This is a genomic window from Saccharopolyspora soli (assembly GCF_022678645.1).
In the GTDB taxonomy this organism is placed as follows: Bacteria; Actinomycetota; Actinomycetes; order Mycobacteriales; family Pseudonocardiaceae; genus Saccharopolyspora; species Saccharopolyspora soli.
This window is the reverse complement of record NZ_JALBWV010000007.1, coordinates 95,257-112,485: the sequence shown is the minus strand read 5'-3', so window position 1 is coordinate 112,485 and position 17,229 is coordinate 95,257. Positions and strand designations below refer to the sequence as shown.

14 protein-coding genes are annotated in these 17,229 nt (G+C 69.5%); 7 read left to right on the top strand and 7 right to left on the bottom strand.

Features of this window, described 5'->3' with window-relative positions:
- Window positions 1-38: 38 nt before the first annotated feature.
- Window positions 39-683, bottom strand: a complete 645-nt coding sequence (locus MOQ72_RS07590) for a TetR family transcriptional regulator (RefSeq protein WP_242181419.1) — start codon at window positions 681-683, stop codon at window positions 39-41.
- Between the two features lie 112 nt (window positions 684-795).
- On the opposite strand from MOQ72_RS07590, the gene MOQ72_RS07585 reads away from it, so the two are divergent.
- Window positions 796-1,800, top strand: coding sequence for an NADP-dependent oxidoreductase (locus MOQ72_RS07585; RefSeq protein ID WP_242181418.1), 1,005 nt, complete (start codon window positions 796-798; stop codon window positions 1,798-1,800).
- Window positions 1,801-1,860: 60 nt separating this feature from the next.
- Here MOQ72_RS07585 and MOQ72_RS07580 read toward each other — a convergent pair whose 3' ends face one another.
- The 3 genes from MOQ72_RS07580 to MOQ72_RS07570 form a co-directional block, all read right to left on the bottom strand.
- Window positions 1,861-2,637 (bottom strand): TetR/AcrR family transcriptional regulator C-terminal domain-containing protein, encoded by a 777-nt coding sequence (locus MOQ72_RS07580; protein ID WP_242181417.1) that lies wholly within the window; start codon window positions 2,635-2,637, stop codon window positions 1,861-1,863.
- 96 nt (window positions 2,638-2,733) lie between these two features.
- Complete coding sequence (locus MOQ72_RS07575; protein ID WP_242181416.1) at window positions 2,734-3,534, bottom strand: SDR family oxidoreductase; 801 nt, start codon at window positions 3,532-3,534, stop codon at window positions 2,734-2,736.
- Window positions 3,535-3,583: 49 nt separating this feature from the next.
- On the bottom strand, window positions 3,584-4,102 hold the full coding sequence (locus MOQ72_RS07570) for a hypothetical protein (protein ID WP_242181415.1): 519 nt from the start codon (window positions 4,100-4,102) through the stop codon (window positions 3,584-3,586).
- Between the two features lie 388 nt (window positions 4,103-4,490).
- Here MOQ72_RS07570 and MOQ72_RS07565 point away from each other — a divergent pair, with 388 nt between their 5' ends.
- Window positions 4,491-5,663, top strand: a complete 1,173-nt coding sequence (locus MOQ72_RS07565; protein ID WP_242181414.1) for a fumarylacetoacetate hydrolase family protein — start codon at window positions 4,491-4,493, stop codon at window positions 5,661-5,663.
- A gap of 50 nt (window positions 5,664-5,713) precedes the next feature.
- Here the strand turns inward: MOQ72_RS07565 and MOQ72_RS07560 are convergent, their stop codons facing one another.
- The gene (locus tag MOQ72_RS07560; protein WP_242181413.1) at window positions 5,714-5,869 is read right to left on the bottom strand and encodes a hypothetical protein; all 156 of its coding nucleotides are present in this window, start codon (window positions 5,867-5,869) and stop codon (window positions 5,714-5,716) included.
- A 200-nt stretch (window positions 5,870-6,069) separates the two neighbouring features.
- On the opposite strand from MOQ72_RS07560, the gene MOQ72_RS07555 reads away from it, so the two are divergent.
- Window positions 6,070-6,453 carry a DUF5313 family protein gene (locus MOQ72_RS07555; protein WP_242181412.1) on the top strand — a complete coding sequence of 128 codons (384 nt, stop codon included), beginning with the start codon at window positions 6,070-6,072 and terminating at the stop codon, window positions 6,451-6,453.
- Window positions 6,454-6,459: 6 nt separating this feature from the next.
- On the top strand, window positions 6,460-7,851 hold the full coding sequence (locus MOQ72_RS07550) for an NAD(P)/FAD-dependent oxidoreductase (RefSeq protein WP_242181411.1): 1,392 nt from the start codon (window positions 6,460-6,462) through the stop codon (window positions 7,849-7,851).
- A gap of 6 nt (window positions 7,852-7,857) precedes the next feature.
- On the opposite strand, the gene MOQ72_RS45115 is transcribed toward MOQ72_RS07550, so the two are convergent.
- Together MOQ72_RS45115 and MOQ72_RS07540 are read right to left on the bottom strand one after the other, a co-directional pair.
- A complete protein-coding gene (locus MOQ72_RS45115) occupies window positions 7,858-11,304 on the bottom strand; it encodes an EAL domain-containing protein (protein ID WP_242181410.1) in 3,447 nt (1,148 codons plus the stop codon).
- A gap of 146 nt (window positions 11,305-11,450) precedes the next feature.
- A complete protein-coding gene (locus MOQ72_RS07540; protein ID WP_372495310.1) occupies window positions 11,451-13,337 on the bottom strand; it encodes a glycoside hydrolase family 15 protein in 1,887 nt (628 codons plus the stop codon).
- Window positions 13,338-13,675: 338 nt separating this feature from the next.
- Here MOQ72_RS07540 and MOQ72_RS07535 point away from each other — a divergent pair, with 338 nt between their 5' ends.
- Genes MOQ72_RS07535 through hydA form a run of 3 tightly spaced genes read left to right on the top strand, consistent with a single transcriptional unit; the run spans window position 13,676 to window position 17,225 of the window.
- Window positions 13,676-14,518, top strand: a complete 843-nt coding sequence (locus MOQ72_RS07535) for a nitrilase-related carbon-nitrogen hydrolase (RefSeq protein ID WP_242181408.1) — start codon at window positions 13,676-13,678, stop codon at window positions 14,516-14,518.
- Between the two features lie 11 nt (window positions 14,519-14,529).
- Window positions 14,530-15,828, top strand: a complete 1,299-nt coding sequence (locus MOQ72_RS07530) for an aspartate aminotransferase family protein (RefSeq protein ID WP_242181407.1) — start codon at window positions 14,530-14,532, stop codon at window positions 15,826-15,828.
- Window positions 15,825-17,225, top strand: a complete 1,401-nt coding sequence (gene hydA, locus MOQ72_RS07525; protein ID WP_242181406.1) for a dihydropyrimidinase — start codon at window positions 15,825-15,827, stop codon at window positions 17,223-17,225. Before MOQ72_RS07530 ends, hydA begins: the two co-directional genes overlap by 4 nt.
- Window positions 17,226-17,229: the final 4 nt, after the last annotated feature.

Sequence of the window (17,229 nt, the reverse complement as noted above, 5' to 3'; positions counted from 1 at the left end):
TGGCAGTGCCGTCCAGTCCACTGTCCGCAGTGGACTGATCACCAGGTGTGCGGGTCATCGCCCCAGCGCTGCGGAATCCCGGCGGTGGCGAGGTCGATGGACTCTTCGACGAGCTCCACCATTCGCGCCAGGTCGCGGCGCGGGTCAGCGCACATCGTCTGCAAGCCGATGCGCAGCGCGGCGCAGACCATCCCGACGAGCACCCGCGGGCGCAGGTCCGCCGCCGGGTCGACGCCCTGGCGGGCGGCGATCTCGACGGTCAGCCGCTCCTCGTTGCCCGCCAGGCGGCGCAGGTTGCCCGCCAGCAGCGATGGGGTGTTGGTGATCAGGTGTTGGACCTGGAGGAACCGCCGGACGCCGTCGCTGGAGGCCGATTCGCGCACCATGTCCAGCACCGCGTGCCGCAGCGCGACCAGTGGCGGTTCGTCCGCGGGCCGGGCGGTGAGCGCGTTGAGCAGCAGCTCGTCGAACTCGGCGCCCTTGGCCAGCGCGACGTCCTCCTTGCTCGCGAAGTAGCGGAAGAACGTGCGCGACGAGACCTCCACCTCGGCGGTGATCTCGTCGATGGTCGTGGGGTCGTAGCCCCTCGTCAGGAACAGGTCCAGGCCCGCGTTGATCAAAGCGGTCCGAGTGCGCTGCTTCTTGCGGGCGCGCAGGCCACCCTGTTCGCTCGGAGCACTCATAACAACCATTGTGCCAGCACGACAGACCGAGACATAAGTCATGGCACGACAATTGGCAGTCAATGACACTTTCGGTATGGTCGGTGGCAACCGCAGCCGCGAAGGAGCACAGATGAGCAATGGCCTGGAGGTCCGCCTCGCGTCCCGCCCGAAGGGCTGGCCGACGCTGGAGAACTTCGACATCGTCGAGGTCGAGACACCGCAGCCCGGCGACGGCCAACTGCTGGTGCGGAACCTCGTGATGAGCGTCGACCCGTACATGCGGGGCCGGATGAACGCGGGCAAGTCCTACACACCGCCATTCCAAGTGGGGAAGGCGATGGACGGCGGGGCGGTGGGCGAGGTCGTCACCGCCAATGCCGAGGGGTTCAAGCCCGGCGACGTCGTGCTGCACAACCTGGGCTGGCGCGACTACGCGGTGGTCGACGCCAAGCGCGTCGCCAAAGTCGACCCGCAGGTCGCGCCATTGGGCGCCTACCTGTACGTGCTCGGCATGCCTGGTTTGACCGCCTACCTCGGTCTGGTCGACATCGCCGAGCAGAAGGAAGGCGACGTGGTGTTCGTCTCCGGCGCGGCGGGCGCAGTCGGCTCGTTGGCTGGGCAGATCGCCAAGCTGCGCGGTGCGTCCCGAGTGATCGGCAGCGCCGGATCCGCGGCGAAGGTCCGCTACCTCCTCGACGAAGTCGGCTTCGACGCCGCGTTCAACTACCACGACGGCCCGGTCGTCGAGCAGCTCAAGGCCGCCGCACCGGAGGGCATCGACGTCTACTTCGACAACGTCGGCGGCGAGCACCTGGAGGCGGCCATCTACGCGCTCAACGACTTCGGCCGAGTCGCCGAGTGCGGCATGATCTCGCAGTACAACAAGGCCACGCCGCAACCCGGCCCGAACAACATGTTCATGCTGGTCAGCAAGCGCCTGAAGCTGGAAGGCTTCATCGTCACCGACCGCCTGCACCGCCAGGACGAGTTCGTCGCCGAGGTCGGCGGCTGGCTGCGCGAGGGCAAGATCAGCTACCGGGAGACGGTGGTCGAGGGCCTGCGCAACGCCCCGGAGGCATTCCTCGGCCTCCTACGCGGCGAGAACACCGGCAAAATGCTCGTAAAGCTCGCCTAACCCCCAACGGGTGATGGGTGAGGGGCACCCTTCACCAACTTACTTGGTGAAGGGTGCCCCTCACCCATCAGTCGAACGGGTTGCGACGAAGGCTTCGATGCCGTCGAGGATCCGTTGCAGGCCGAACTCGAAGGTGTGCGCGGGATTGTGCGCCGAGCCGTGCGCTTGGCCCGCGGCCGAGCCGACGCGGGCGGCGGTCGGGTAGCGCTGCGGGTCGAGGAACTGGCCGAGCAGCGGGGCGTGCGCGCGCCACCACTGCTCGTCGGTCATCCCGCTGCGCTGCTCGACCTGCGCCATCTCCACCGCGCGCCGGGCCGCCGCTTCGGCATGCCCGAGCACCAGGCTCAGCAGCGAGTCCATCTCGATCTCGGTGAGCCCCAGGTCCGCGACCGCGCCCAGTTCGTGGTCGTACTTGGCGATCGCGTTCGGCCCCAGGACCGCGCGCCCGGCCGCGACCTGCAACATCCACGGATGCCGGTGGTACAGCGCCCAGTTCTCCCGCGCGATCCGCGTCAGCCTGCTCCGCCAATCGGCGTCGTCGTCCACGGCGCGGGCGGTCTCGCCGTAGACGGTGTCGAGCATGACGTCGATCAACTCGGCCTTGCCCGGCACGTAGGTGTACAGCGACATGGTGCCGACGCCGAGGTGGTCGGCGACCCGCCGCATGGACAGCGCGGCTAGCCCGTCGGCGTCTGCGATGTCGATCCCCGCTCGCACGATGCGGTCCACCCCGAGGTCGGATCGTCCTCGGCGGCCGCTGCTCGGCCCGTCCTGGGTCCGCCACAACAACGCCAGGCTGCGCGCCGGATCACCGCCGCCGCTGTACTCGGTCGCCATCACACCCGCCTCCGTACTCCGTACGCCTAGATCGTAGGAGGGCGAGCTGACGCGCCGGTCCGCGAGTTCGGCAACCGGTGCCGAAGTGGCTGGTGGTCACTCGGCGGGGTGGGAGTGCAGCCAATCGTCCCAGGTGATCTTGCCGCGACGGCCGCCTGGGCAGGTCATGTCGGTGGCGATCCGGCGCAGCCGCTTCGGCGCGGGAACGTTGAACACCCGCCGATCCCGTCCGCGAGCGCGTTGCCAGGCCCGCAGCGCTTCGCGCAGGGTGAGCACCTCCGGGCCCCCGTAGTCCTCGCGCCGACCGACAGCGCCGTTGCGGATGCATTCGGCAAGGTATTCGGCGAAGTCGCGCGTGTCGACCGGCTGGACGGGCAGCGCACCGGGCAGCGGCAGCACCGGCAGCCGCGTCGCACGGTTGAGCATCCGGTCCAGCAGCCAGTGGAACAGGGTGGCGCGCACGATCGACCAAGGCACGTCGGCGACGCTGACGAGTTCTTCGGCGGTGTGCTTCAGCCGCAGGTAGGGCATGGCCGGTCGGTCCACCCCGACGATGGAGACGTACAGGAAGTGCCGGACCTCGGCCGCGGCAGCGGCTTCGAGCAACCGGCTGGTGCCGTCGACGTCGACATCGGGCGGGCTGCGCCAGAAGTCGACCGGATGCATGAAACCGCGCTGCGCGACCGGTGAGAAGGTGGCCGCGTGCACCAGGGTGTGGGCACCGGCGACCGTTTCGGGCACGCCCTGGCCGGTGGTCAGGTCACCCTGCACCCACTCCAGCTCCGGGTCGGTGCCGGGGCGGCGGGTCAGGATCCGCACCTGGTGCGTGGGCTTGAGCAGCCGCACCAGTTCGCGTCCCAGGTGTCCGGTCCCCCCGGTGATCGCGACTGTGTCCATGTCGGCACCCCCGGATCAACTGTCCCACCGGGGTGCCGGAGCCGCGAGGTTAGCGGTGGTGGGGGTCCAGCAGCGGGCCGGTGAGGCCGTCGAGAACGCCGCCGAGCGCGGGCAGCAGCCCCGGCTGCTCGGGCGCCGGTTCGCTGGGCGGGGTCGGCGTCGGCTCGGGCTGCGACGGCGGCGGAGTTGATTCGCTCGGCTCGTCCGGCGGCTGCGTCGCCTCGGGCGGTTTGGGTTGTGCGGGCTCCTCGGGAGCCGAGGTCGGGGTGGTCGTGGACTTCGCCGTGGTCTTCGGGGTCACCGCTTCCGCGGACTGCTTCGTGCGGGTGCGGGTGGCCTGGGCCGCCGTCGTCGGTGCGGGTGCTGGGGCTTCGCTGTCGACCGTTTGCGGCGCTGGCGCCGGGACGTCCAGATCCGGCGCGGTCGCGATGACCGCCGGTGCCAGCAACTGGGCGGCGGGCTGGGCCGCGGCGGCCTGCGGAGCGGCCCCTTGCGGTTCCTCCGTGCCGTAGTGCGCACTGCTGACCGCGATCACGGTGAGGAACACCGCGACCGCGTAGCCGATCACGCGCGGGGGAGTGCCCCGCTGCCAAGACTTGGATTCCACCCGCCGGTGGCGACCCCGCGTGCGGGCCCGTGGCAACGACGACATGCGCACCTCTGTCACCTCACCTGTCGGCCGGAAGGTCTCTACGGCGTCACCCGAACGAGTGATGACAACCGGTCGCACCCTACGCCACGGCCGATTCGCCTCGCCAGCCCCCCGGACTGCCGAATCGCATGATCACCACTGGTCAGCGGCGGTGCGGTCGGCGGCCGCGTGATGTCGTGCCGCCCGGAACGCCGACGCTTCGCGGCCCGCACTGCGCAGCAATGGTGCGGCCTGTCGGCCGAACCCGTGCGTCCGCTTCGACGGGTATCTTGTCGATCAACGCTGATCGCGAGGTGTGCTTGTGGTGAAGTTGCTCGATGATGCCTTCGATGTCCTGCCCACCGACCGGGCCGCGGCGACGCTGGTCGGCCGGTTGTACGACCCCGACGAGGCCGGGCCCGCCGTCGTGGCGGTTCGCGGCGAAGAACTGGTGGACCTCAGCGGCGTCACCCCGACGCTGACCGACCTGTTGGAACACCCAGACCCGGCCGAACTCGCCCGCACCGCGACCGGGCGCAAGAGCTGGCCGCTGGCGCGGGTGCTGGAGAATTCGCTGACCGGCGCCGCGGGACCGCACCTGCTGGCGCCCGCTGACCTGCAGGTCCTCAAGGCCGCCGGGGTCACCTTCGTCAAGAGCATGCTGGAGCGGGTGATCGAGGAGCGCGCGGGCGGCGACGTGCGGCGCTCCGCGGAGATCCGCACTCAGGTGGAGGCCGCGATCGGCGGCACCCTGGCAACCGTGGTGCCCGGCTCGGCGGAGGCGCAGTCGGTCAAGGAAGTGCTGGTCCGCGATGGGCTCTGGTCGCAGTACCTGGAGGTCGGGCTCGGTCCGGACCCGGAGATCTTCACCAAGGCACCGCTGCTCGCCGCCGTCGGCGTCGGCGCCGACGTGGGCATCGCGGCGGGTTCGGAGTGGAACAACCCCGAACCCGAGGTGGCTCTGGCGATCCGCTCCGACGGCCGGATCGTCGGCGCGACCCTCGGCAACGACGTCAACCTCCGCGACGTCGAGGGCCGCAGCGCGCTGCTGTTGCCCAAGGCCAAGGACAACAACGCCTCCGCGTCGCTGGGACCGTTCCTGCGGCTGTTCGACGACGGCTTCGGCGTCGATGATGTGCGCACGCTGGACCTGCGGCTGGAGGTCGTCGGCGAGGACGGGTTCGTGCTCGACGGGCTGAGCTCGATGCGGGAGATCAGCCGCGATCCGCAGGACCTCGCCCGCGCCGCGGTGGGCCGCCACCACCAGTACCCGGACGGCCTGATCCTCTACACCGGGACGCTGTTCGCGCCCACCGAGGACCGCGGCGCACCGGGCAAGGGGTTCACCCACCACCTCGGAGACGTCGTCCGGATCTCCACCCCGAAGCTGGGCACCCTGGTCAACCGGGTCGCGCACTCCGAGCAATGTCCGGAGTGGACGTTCGGCGTGCGAGCCCTGCTGGCCAACCTCACCACCCGTGGCCTGCTGGCCGGGTAGCGGCGTCGGCCCCCGCCGCTCGGCGGGGGCCGATAATCCACTCTGGACGGTCAGCGGTGGCCGAGCAGGCGGATGTCCCGCCGCAACTGCGCCACCGCGTTCTTGAGACTGCGGCGGCTCAACGATCCCTTGTCGTCGAGCACATCGGTGAACATGACGGCACCCAGGATCAACACCAACAGCAAGGCCACAACAACGACGAACACGTAACTCACCCCTTCTGCTGTGCACATCGATCAAGCGCGGCATTCGTTACCGGCGACGACGAAATGGTTCGAGTGACGCGCGTTGCAGGCGCCGACGCATGGGGCGCTCGGGCGGATCGCAGCTGCCGGTGATCGCGCAGCCAACGAGGTCCGGCCGAATGGACGGCTCGGTCGAAACCGCCGAAGACTAACCTGGAGGGATGGCGACCAATCGGCCCAATCCGGCGCAATGGGTCTGGTACGCCTTCGGTGGCAAGCTGCCGGACCGGTGCGCCGAGTGGGTGTTGCACGACGTCACCTGCCCCACCTGGGTGCTGCGCCACGTGGCTCGCGCGCTGACCCAGCTGGCGCCGTTCTGCCTGCTCGTGCTGCTGCCCGGCCCGCTGTGGATCCGGTTGACCTCGATCCTGCTCGGTTTGCTGGTCGGGTTGTTCTACTCGCTGTGCTACGCGGGCGAGACGGCCGAGCACCGCGCGATCAAGCACGGCTTCCCACCTGGTGTCGCGAGGGACACCCGAGAACTGCGCCGCGACGTCCGCCGGGCCGACAGGTACGGCGTCGGCTACCGGCCGTGGTGGGAGTAGCAGGGGATGGATCAGCTCGACGCGGCGCTGGCCGATGCCGAAATCGCCGCGTACTGGACGGATCGCGGCGACCGGCCAACGCCTCGGGAACCGTTGGCCGGGGACGATCGCGCCGATCTCGTGGTGGTCGGGGGCGGATTCACCGGGCTGTGGGCGGCTATCCTGGCCAAACAGCAACGCCCGGACCTCGACGTGCTGCTGCTGGAAGCGCACTGGATCGGGCACGGCGGCAGCGGTCGCAGCGGTGGGTTCGTATCGGAATCCCTGACGCACGGGCTCGCGCACGGCGCTTGGCTGTGGCCAGCGGAGATCAGCAGGTTGGTGACGTTGGGGCGGGAGAACCTGCAGGAGATCGAGAAGTTCGTCCGCCAAGAGGGCATCGAGGCGGACCTCCGGCTGTGCGGCAAGACCAGCGTCGCCACCGCGCCGCACGAGGTGGGGGAGCTCAGCGACGAAGCCGAGCTGTACCGCGAACACGGGATGGCGGCGCGCTTCCTGGGCGCGGGCGGTGTTCGCGCGGACGTGGCCTCGCCGACGTATCGGGCGGGTCTGCGCCTGCCGGACGCCGGTGGTCTGGTCGATCCGGCGAGGCTGGTATGGGGGCTTGCCGAGGCCGCGCAGCGGCTCGGCGTGCGCGGCCACGAGGGCACCCCGGTTCGCGGGTTGCGCCGCCACGGCGCCGGGGTCCGGCTGAAGGTTCCACAAGGGACGGTGCGGGCCGGCGGGGTGGTGCTGGCGACCAACGCTTTCCCGACCCCGCTGCGGTCGATCCGCCGGTACGTGCTGCCGATCTGGGACTACGTGCTGGTCACCGAGCCGCTGTCGGCCCAGCAGTGGGAGTCGCTGGGGTGGCGGGATCGGCAGGGCATCACCGACAGCGCCAACCGGTTCCACTACTACCGCCCGACGCCCGACGGTCGGATCCTGTGGGGCGGTTATGACGCGGTGTACTACTTCGGCGGGCGCACCGATGCGCGGCTGGCCCGGCACGACGCCGCGCACCGCAACTTGGCCCGGAACTTCTTCCACACGTTTCCCCAGTTGGACGGTGTGCGCTTCACGCACCGCTGGGGCGGTCCGATCGACTCCACGACCCGATCCACCCCGATCTTCGGCTGCACCCGAGGCGTCGCCTACGCGGTCGGCTTCACCGGATTGGGCGTCGCGGCCGCCCGGTTCGGCGCGCAGACCGCGCTGGACCTGTTGTGGCAGCAGGACACCGAGCGAACCCGGCTGAGCATGGTGCGCGAGAAGCCGCTGCCGTTCCCCCCGGAGCCGCTGCGCTGGCCACTGGTCCAGTTCACCCGCAGGTCCCTCGCGCACGCCGATGCCGACGGGGGTCGGCGCGGCCGGTGGCTGCGCTTCCTCGACCGCCACCGCATCGGTCTGGGCAGCTGATCGGTGCTACTGCGCGTCGGGAGTGAGCAGGGTGCCCTTGCGCAGCAGGTCGCGCAGGTCGTGGTGCGGGATCGCATGGGAGAACAGCCAACCCTGGTAGGCGTCCACGCCCAGCCCCTTGAGGACGTGGAACTGGATGGCGGTTTCCACGCCTTCCGCGATGCAGCGGCGTCCCATGGCGCGGGCCATGTCGACCACGGCTCGGGTGACGGCGAAGTCGGCGGGATCGCCGCCGATACCGGAGATGAACCGGCGGTCGGCCTTGATGATCTGGGCGGGCAGCTCCTTGAGCCGCGCCAGTGACGAGTAGCCGGTGCCGAAGTCGTCGACGGCGAAGCTGACGCCCCGTTCAGCGAGGGCGTGCATCGCCGAACGGGCTTGGGTGGGCAGGTCGACGAGAGCGGTTTCGACGAGTTCCAGGACGACCCGCGCCGGGTCGATGCCGGTTTCGTTGAGGGTGTCTGAGATGGTGGGGATGAACTTGGGATCGCCGGGCACGAGTCCGGCCAGGTTGACCGCGATTCGGATCTCCTGGCCGTTGGCCATCGGCCACTGCACGGCGTCGTGCAGGGCGGCGCGCAGCACCCAGCGGTCCAGCTTGCCGAGCAGGTCGCCTTGTTCGGCGATGGGGAGGAAGTCTCCGGGGGTGAGCAGTCCGCGCTCGGGGTGCGGCCAGCGCACGAGCGCTTCAGCTCCCACGATCGAGCCGTCGGAGGCGACCACCGGCTGGTAGTGCAGCTCCAGTTCGTCGCGCGCCAGCGCCGCGCGCAGCTCGCCCTCCATGTGCAGTTGCCCGTCGGCCGAGGCGATGAGCGTGGGGCTGGCCAGCGAGACCTTGCCGAGGCCGCTGCGCTTGGCTTCGAACATCGCCACGTCGGCGAATCTCAGCAGGTCGTCCGCCGTGTTGTTGCCCTGGGACGGCATCGCGGCGCCGATCGAGGCCGACACGCGGATCAGCTGGCCCTGCACCGGAATGGCGGTGCGCAGCAGCGCGGAAACGCGGGTGGCAAGCGCGTCCAGGCCACCGACCGCGTTGATGTCCGAGCAGACGATCACGAACTCGTCGCCGGAGAGCCGCACCACGGTGCACTCGGGCGGCACGCCGTTTTCCAGGATCCTGGCCAGCGCCACGAGCAGTTCGTCACCCGCGTCGTGGCCGAGCGAGTCGTTGATCCGCTTGAACTTGTCGATGTCGCAGAACAGCACGGCGGTGCGGGTGCGCTCCGGGCCGTTGAGGTAGGCGCCGAGCAGTTCCTTGACCGCGGCTCGGTTGGGCAGGCCGGTCAGATCGTCGTGGGTGGCCCGGTGGTGCAGGATTTCGGCCTGCCGGTGGCGTTCGGTGATGTCCTGGAACACCACCAACCAGAACTGCGACCCGTCGTCCTGCACCGACAGGGAGGTGTGCAGCTCGCAGGACACCGGTTGGCCGTCGGCCCGCAACAACAGCCGTTGCAGAACGCTCGGGTTCGCGCCGTCCGGGCTCAACTTGCCCTTGGCCGGTCGCAGCGATCCGGCCTGGTCCTGCGGGTGGCTGAGATCGTCGGCGGTGCACCCGCGCAGCTGGTCCAGGCGGTATCCGAGGAGTCGGCACAGCGCGTCGTTGGCGTCCACCAGCCGTTCGGACTGGTCGAACAGGCCGATGCCGACCGGGGCGACGGCGAGGAGGTCGGTGAAGCGCTGGCTGGACCGCCGCAGCCGGGTCAGGGCGACATCGGGCTCACTCGACGGCGCCGCGTCCTGTTCCGGCTGGTCATCGGCGAGGCACAGGCCGTGCTCGGCGCGGCTTTCCTCCCGACCGCGCAGGACTTCGATGTGCTCGGTGCCGGGCCGCGACATCACCCAGCTCGAGCCGTGCAGCGCCTTCGCGAACCGTTTCAGGGGTGCCAGGCGCTGCGCGATCTCGTCGTAGCCCGCCGCGCCGCAGGGGTCGATCGCCAGCGTGGCCAGCGACAAGCTGACCGGTGTGCCGCCGACCGTGCGCGGCGGATCCAGGACCGCCGAGGCCAGCGCCTCCAGGTCGGCCGGTGCGCAGGCGATGAGGAAGTCGTCGCCGCCGACGTGCGCGATCTGCACCGAACCCATCGAGGTGGCCACATCGGTGAGGCTGCGACCGATCGCGCGGATCAGATCGTCGCAAGCGGCTATTCCGGCGTGGTCGTTGAGCGTTTTGAAGGAGTCGACGTCCAGCCATCCCACGGTGAACTCGTCACCCTGGTCCAGGCGTCGGCAGATCTCGCGGGCGATGCTGCCGCTGCCCGGCAACCGGGTCAGCGGGTTGAGCGCGGCGGCTTCCTCGACCTTCTGGTCGGTGACACCGCGGACCAGGTCGCTCGCGCGGACCACCCCCAGGCATCGACCCGCCTCGTCGACCACCACGGCGTCGTCGTAGACGCGGTTGCGATCCGAAGAGGTGACCAGCCGCAGGGTCTCGGTGGCCGTGGTGGAGGTCGTGACGATCCGGGGTTTGTCGGCCAGCCGGGAAGCGGGCTTCTTGGCGTGCAGCGCGTGGCCGTACGGGCCGGTGACGGCGAGCAGGAACCGGTTGCGGTCGATCGTCCGCCGGGGCCGCTGTTCTTCGTCGACCAGGACGATGCCGCTGATCTCGGGGTGCTCGGCGAAGGTCTGGCGCGCCTCGTCCGCCAAGGCGTCGTCCGGGAGCGAGGTGGCGGGCGACATGAATTCGGTGACCAGTGGTCCTGCGGCGGCACTGGTTTCCTCCCGGTCGAGCCGCCCGGAGATCTCCCGCGCTGGGATGGAGACCTGGGTGCTCGACGGCGGCTGGTCGGAGGAGGGTGCCAGCAGGTTGCCCTGCACGAGCCGGATGCCCAGGCGGCGCACGGCCGCGAGCTGTTGCTGGTCGTCGATGCCGTCGACCACCAGGTTCGAGCCGATGGCCTCGGCCATGTGCTGGAACGATTCGACGATGGCGAGTCGGCCGCGCGTTTCCGGGAATCCGCGCAACACGGCTGGCGCGAGCTTGAGGAAGTCCGGTCGCAGGTCGGTGACCAGAGTCGGCGGGACGTGGCCTTCGCCCACACCGCCGACCGCGATGCGGAATCCGCAGTTGCGCAGCTCTTCGATACGGGCGTGCAATTGGTCCGGGTCGAGCTGGCTCAACGGCGGGCGGATTTCGAGGATGACCTCGTGCTCGTGACGGCCGGTGGCCCACAGCGCCCGCCGCACGTCCATTAGGGCGCGGGAATCGCGGACGACCGTGCTGGCCAGCACGGTGAGGTGCAGCGGTAGTCGGACCCGGCACTCGGCCGAGGCCCGGACGGCGGCCACGGTCAGCCGCAGGTCCCGGGTGAGCGAGTCGGACGGCAGGCTCACCGCGCCGTCGCGCTGGGCATGTTCGTTCCAGCGGGCGACGACCTCAACGGCCACGATCCCGCCGAGCCGAATGTTCACCAGCGGCTGAAACGCAGCGTGCACGGCAGTCTGTGGATATTCCACCTAATGGATGCTGCATGTGCCTACATGATCACATCGAGTGAGTTTGCCTGCTGTTCATCTATTGCTCAACGCTGTGTCCTCTTCGGGTCCGACAACGGTGTCGATATCGGATTTCCCGCGCAAAACGACTCGCCTGGTGCTGGGCTTCAGCCGAGGTGTCGGTCGAGGTTGAACGCCGCGCTGATCAACGACAGGTGGGTGAACGCCTGTGGGAAGTTGCCGAGTTGCTCGCCGGTGTGCCCGATCTCCTCGGCGTAGAGGCCGAGGTGGTTGGCGTAGGTGAGCATCTTCTCGAACGCCAACCTGGCCTCTTCGAGGCGTCCGGCGCGGGTCAGGGCCTCGACGTACCAGAAGGAGCAGATCGAGAAGGTGCCCTCGGCGCCCTGCAGGCCGTCCGGGCTGGCCTGGGGGTCGTAGCGGTAGACCAGCGAGTCGGACACCAGCTGCTCGCCCAGCGCGTCGAGCGTGGCCAACCACTTCGGATCGGTCGGGGCGATGAACTTGGTCAGCGGCATCATGAGCAGCGCGGCGTCCAACACGTCGTCGCCCTCGTGCTGGACGAAGGCAGCCCGCTTGTCCGACCAGCCGCGTTGCATGATCCGCCGGTAGATCGTGTCGCGGGCCCGCCGCCACCGGGCGATGTCGGCGGGCAGCCCGCGCCGGTTGGCCATCCGCATCGCTCGTTCGATGGCCACCCAGCACATCAGCCGGGAGTACAGGAAGTTCTTGCGGCCGCCGCGGGTTTCCCAAACCCCCTCGTCGGGCCGGTCCCAGTTGTCGCAGACCCAGTCGACCACGGCGACGATGCTGTCCCAGGACTGGCTGGAAATCGACTTCCCCCACTTGTCGTAGAGGTAGATCGAATCGATCAGCGCACCGTAGATGTCCAGCTGGAACTGGTCGACGGCCGCGTTTCCGATCCGCACCGGGGCGGAGCCCTGGTAGCCCTCCAGGTGGTGCAGTTCGCGCTCGGGCAGTTCGCTGCGCCCGTCGATGCCGTACATGATCTGCAGCGGGCCCGAGTCGTTGCAGTGGCGGAGGTCGACGTGGTTGGACAGGAAGCTCATGAACGCTTCGGCCTCGTCAGTGAACCCCAGCCGCAGCAGGGCGTACACGCAGAACGCGGCGTCCCGGATCCACACGTAGCGGTAGTCCCAGTTGCGCCCGCCGCCGATGTGCTCGGGCAGGCTCGTCGTCGGCGCCGCCACGATCGCGCCGGTCGGCGCGTAGGTGAGCAGCTTCAGCGTCAACGCGGAGCGGTGCACCATCTCCCGCCACCGGCCCCGGTAGCGGGACGCGGACAACCACTTCCGCCAGAACCGCACCGTAGCGGTGAATTCCCGCTCGGCTTCGGCCAGCGGACACGACCGGGGCACGACGCTGTCGCCGACCCGGTCGAGGGCGAACACGGCTATCTCACCCTCGTGGAGCTTGAACACCGACCACACGTCGGAGCCGTCGCGCTCGATCGGCACACTGGCGGTCAGCGCCAGCGACAGCGACGCCGATTCGAAGATGGCGTGGCTGTCCTCCATGTGCAGCGTGTGCGGTTGCGACGCGTAGTCGAACCGCGGCGCCACCCGCGCTCGGAACGGCAGCGATCCCCGCACGCACACCACCCGGCGGATCAGCCGGTGCCGATCGGCCTCGCGCGAGTCGTCCACGATCGGCATGAAGTCCTGGATCTCGCCGACCCCGTCCTCGGCGAAGAACCGGGTGATCAGCACGTTGGTGTCCGGGAAGTAGAACTGCTTGGTCCGCGCGGGCACGTCGGCGGCGAGTTCGAAGGCCCCACCCCGGTCGGCGTCGAGGATCGACGCGAACACGCTCGGGCCGTCGAAGCGCGAACAGCAGTACCAGTCGATCGTGCCGTTGGTGCCCACCAGCGCCACGCTGCGCAGGTCACCGATCAATCCGTGGTCGGCGATCGGCAAGTATCGGGAGGCACTTGCCGAAGACCGCTGATCCGACGCCACAGGACCCCCCGGCTCCAAGCGGCCCCACGCCGTGCGCTTGAGCTGCGCTGGACGCATCGACGTCAGACCGACCCCTTCACATTTGTTCTACCCCCACGGCCAGCCGTCCACCAGGGCCGCAAGTGGTAGGAGGCGTGCGGCGAAGCCGGGCAGCACGACACACCGGAGCTTCGCCTGCTCGGGGGAATTCGGATCCCTGCGGCGGTCCGCGCAGCGGGCGTTGACCCTCGCCGGGAGCTTGCCGGGGCCGAATTGCGAACACTGCGTAATCAGAGGGTCATTGCACGTGGTCATCGCTGGTCATACCTTCGATGGACGGGCCGAGCGGCTCGTCATGTTGCCCTGGCGAACATCGTCTGTCCGGGCATCACCGACCGAAGGGGTGCAGCAGATCCATGCCAAACATCGTTCGCGCCGCACTGGTCCAGGCGAAGTGGACCGGCGATACCTCCTCGATGGTCGACGAGCACGAGAAGCGCGCCCGCGCGGCGGCCGACCAGGGGGCCGGGATCATCGGCTTCCAGGAGGTCTTCAACGCGCCGTACTTCTGCCAGGTGCAGGAAGCGGAGCACCACCGCTGGGCCGAGCCGGTGCCGGACGGGCCGACCACACAGCGGATGTGCGCGCTGGCGCGGGAACTCGGCATGGTCATCGTCGTGCCGGTCTACGAGATCGACGGTCCGGGTTTCTACTACAACACCGCCGCCGTGATCGACGCGGACGGCAGCTACCTCGGCAAGTACCGCAAGCACCACCTGCCGCACCTGCCGGGGTTCTGGGAGAAGTACTACTTCCGGCCCGGCAACCTCGGCTGGCCGGTGTTCGACACCGCGGTCGGGCGGGTCGGTGTCTACATCTGCTACGACCGGCACTTCCCGGAGGGGTGGCGGGCGCTCGGGCTGGCTGGCGCGCAACTGGTCTACAACCCCTCGGCGACCAGTCGCGGCCTGTCGTCGTACCTGTGGAAGCTCGAACAGCCCGCGGCGGCGGTGGCCAACGAGTACTTCATCGCGGCGATCAACCGGGTCGGCATCGAGGAGTACGGCGACAACGACTTCTACGGCACCAGCTACTTCGTCGACCCGTACGGGCAGTTCGTCGGCGAACCCGCCAGCGACAGCGACGAGGAACTCGTGGTGCGCGACCTCGACTTCGACCTGATCGACGAGGTCCGCCGGAAGTGGGCCTTCTACCGCGATCGGCGCCCGGACGCCTACCAGCCGCTGACCGAGCCGTGAACGGAGCGACGATGACGAGCACGCACACCGACCTGACCAAGCGGCACCGCGCGGTGCTGCCGGACTGGCTCGCGCTGTACTACGACGAGCCGATCGACATCGAGCGCGGCGAGGGGCGGCACGTCTGGGACGCCGAGGGCAACCGGTACCTGGACTTCTTCGGCGGCATCCTCACCACCATGACCGCGCACGCGCTGCCCGAGGTGACCGCGGCGGTCACCGAGCAGGCGGGCAAGGTCCTGCACACCTCGACGCTGTACCTCAACCGCCCGATGATCGAGCTGGCCGAGCGGGTCGCGGAGCTGGCCGCCATCGAGGACCCGAGGGTGTTCTTCACGACCAGCGGCACCGAGGCCAACGACACCGCGCTGCTGCTGGCCACCGCATACCGCGGCTCGAACCAGGTGCTCGCGCTGCGCAACAGCTACCACGGCCGGTCGTTCTCGTCGCTGGCGGTGACCGGCAACCGCAGCTGGTCGCCGACCAGCCTGTCCCCGGTGCAGACGGCATACGTGCACGGCAGCCGTCGGCGCGGTACGCCGTTGGCGCACCTGTCGGACGAGGAGCTCACCGCGGCCTGCGTGGCCGACCTCGAAGACGTGCTCGGACAGTTGCACGGCAACGTCGCCTGCCTGATCGCCGAGCCGATCCAGGGCGTCGGCGGGTTCACCACCCCGCCGGACGGGTTGTTCGCCCGCTTCAAGGAGGTCCTCGACCGGCACGGCATCCTGTGGATCAGCGACGAGGTGCAGACCGGGTGGGGGAGGACCGGCGAGCACTTCTGGGGCTGGCAGGCGCACGACGCGCGCGGCGCGCCGGAGATCGTCACCTTCGCCAAGGGCATCGGCAACGGCCTGTCGATCGGTGGTGTCATCGCCCGCGCCGATGTCATGAACAGCGTCCGGGCGAACTCGATCTCCACCTTCGGCGGCAGCCCGGTCACCGCAGCCGGGGCGCTGGCCAACCTCGACTACCTCATCGCCAACGACCTGCAGGGCAATGCCGCCCGCGTCGGCGCGATCCTGCACGAACAGCTCGACAGCGCGCTGGGCCGGGTCCCGGCGGTCGTCGAGGTGCGCGGCAAGGGCCTGATGATCGGCGTCGAACTGGCGCACGCCGACGGCAGTCCCGCCCCGGAGATCGCCAGCGAAGTGCTCGAAGGATCCCGGCGGCGCGGGGTGCTCATCGGCAAGGGCGGCTTGGACGGCAACGTCCTGCGGATCGCCCCACCGCTGAGCCTCACCGAGTCGGAGGCACGCGACGGCGGCCGGATCCTGCTGGCTGCGCTGGAGGAGGTGGGGCGACGATGAGCAGGACGATCATCCGCGGTGGCCTGGTGATCACCGCGACCGAAGAGACCCGTGCGGACGTGCTCGTCGATGGCGAGCAGGTGGTGGGGATCGCCGCACCCGCAGCCGCTGAGCAGTGGGCGTCCAGTGCGGACGCGGTGATCGACGCCAGCGGGCACTACGTGATCCCCGGCGGCGTGGACGGGCACACGCACATGCAGATGCCCTTCGGGGGGACGTTCGCCTCGGACACCTTCGAAACCGGCACCCGCGCCGCGGCCTGGGGCGGCACGACCACGATCGTCGACTTCGCGATCCAGCCGGTCGGCGGTTTCCTGCGCGAAGGTCTGGACGCCTGGCACGCCAAGGCCGACGGGCAGTGCGCCATCGACTACGGCTTCCACATGATCCTCTCCGACGTCGGCGACGAAGCGCTGAAGGAGATGGACGCGCTGGTCGCGGAAGGCGTCACCAGCTTCAAGATGTTCATGGCCTATCCCGGCGTGTTCTACAGCGACGACGGGCGGATCCTGCGCGCCATGCAGCAGGCCGCCGACAACGGCGCGCTGACCATGATGCACGCCGAGAACGGCATCGCGATCGACGTGCTCGTGCAGCAGGCGCTGGCGGCTGGTCGCACCGACCCGAAGCACCACGGGCAGGTCCGGCATCCGCTGCTGGAGGCCGAGGCGACGCACCGGGCGATCCAACTGTCCAGAGTGGCCGGTGCGCCGCTGTACGTCGTGCACGTCTCGGCCGCCGAGGCGGTCGCGGAGATCACCCAGGCCCGCGACAACGGCCTCAACGTCTTCGGCGAGACCTGCCCGCAGTACCTGTTCCTCACCCTGGACGAGTTGGCGAAACCTGGTTTCGAGGGCGCCAAGTACGTGTGCTCGACACCGCTGCGCCCGGTCGAGCACCAGACTGACCTGTGGCGGGCGTTGCGCACCAACGACCTGTCGGTGGTCTCCACCGACCATTGCCCGTTCTGCTTCAAGGACCAGAAGGAACTCGGCCGCGGCGACTTCTCGAAGATCCCCAACGGCATCCCGGGCGTGGAGAACCGGATGGACCTGCTGCACCAAGCAGTGGTGGAGGGGCACATCAGCCGCCGCCGGTGGATCGAGCTGGCCTGCACCACCCCGGCGCGCATGTTCGGCCTGCACCCCCGCAAGGGCACCATCGCGCCCGGCTGCGACGCCGACATCGTGATCTACGACCCGCACGCCGAACACGTGCTCTCGGCCGAGACGCACCACATGAACGTCGACTACAACGCCTACGAAGGCAAGCGGGTCACCGGCCGGGTCCGCACCGTGCTCTCCCGCGGCGGGGTCGTCGTAGCCGACGGCACCTTCACCGGGCGGGCCGGATACGGCCGCTTCCTGCCCCGCGACACCTGCCAATACCTGATCTGAACGC

Coding starts and splice junctions, on each gene's coding strand:
- MOQ72_RS07575 (WP_242181416.1), bottom strand. CDS start 3,534: ATGGACACAGTCGCGATCACCGGGGGGACCGGACACCTGGGACGCGAA.
- MOQ72_RS07585 (WP_242181418.1), top strand. CDS start 796: ATGAGCAATGGCCTGGAGGTCCGCCTCGCGTCCCGCCCGAAGGGCTGG.
- MOQ72_RS07535 (WP_242181408.1), top strand. CDS start 13,676: ATGCCAAACATCGTTCGCGCCGCACTGGTCCAGGCGAAGTGGACCGGC.
- MOQ72_RS07530 (WP_242181407.1), top strand. CDS start 14,530: ATGACGAGCACGCACACCGACCTGACCAAGCGGCACCGCGCGGTGCTG.
- hydA (WP_242181406.1), top strand. CDS start 15,825: ATGAGCAGGACGATCATCCGCGGTGGCCTGGTGATCACCGCGACCGAA.
- MOQ72_RS07550 (WP_242181411.1), top strand. CDS start 6,460: ATGGATCAGCTCGACGCGGCGCTGGCCGATGCCGAAATCGCCGCGTAC.
- MOQ72_RS07580 (WP_242181417.1), bottom strand. CDS start 2,637: ATGGCGACCGAGTACAGCGGCGGCGGTGATCCGGCGCGCAGCCTGGCG.
- MOQ72_RS07590 (WP_242181419.1), bottom strand. CDS start 683: ATGAGTGCTCCGAGCGAACAGGGTGGCCTGCGCGCCCGCAAGAAGCAG.
- MOQ72_RS07540 (WP_372495310.1), bottom strand. CDS start 13,337: ATGCGTCCAGCGCAGCTCAAGCGCACGGCGTGGGGCCGCTTGGAGCCG.
- MOQ72_RS07555 (WP_242181412.1), top strand. CDS start 6,070: ATGGCGACCAATCGGCCCAATCCGGCGCAATGGGTCTGGTACGCCTTC.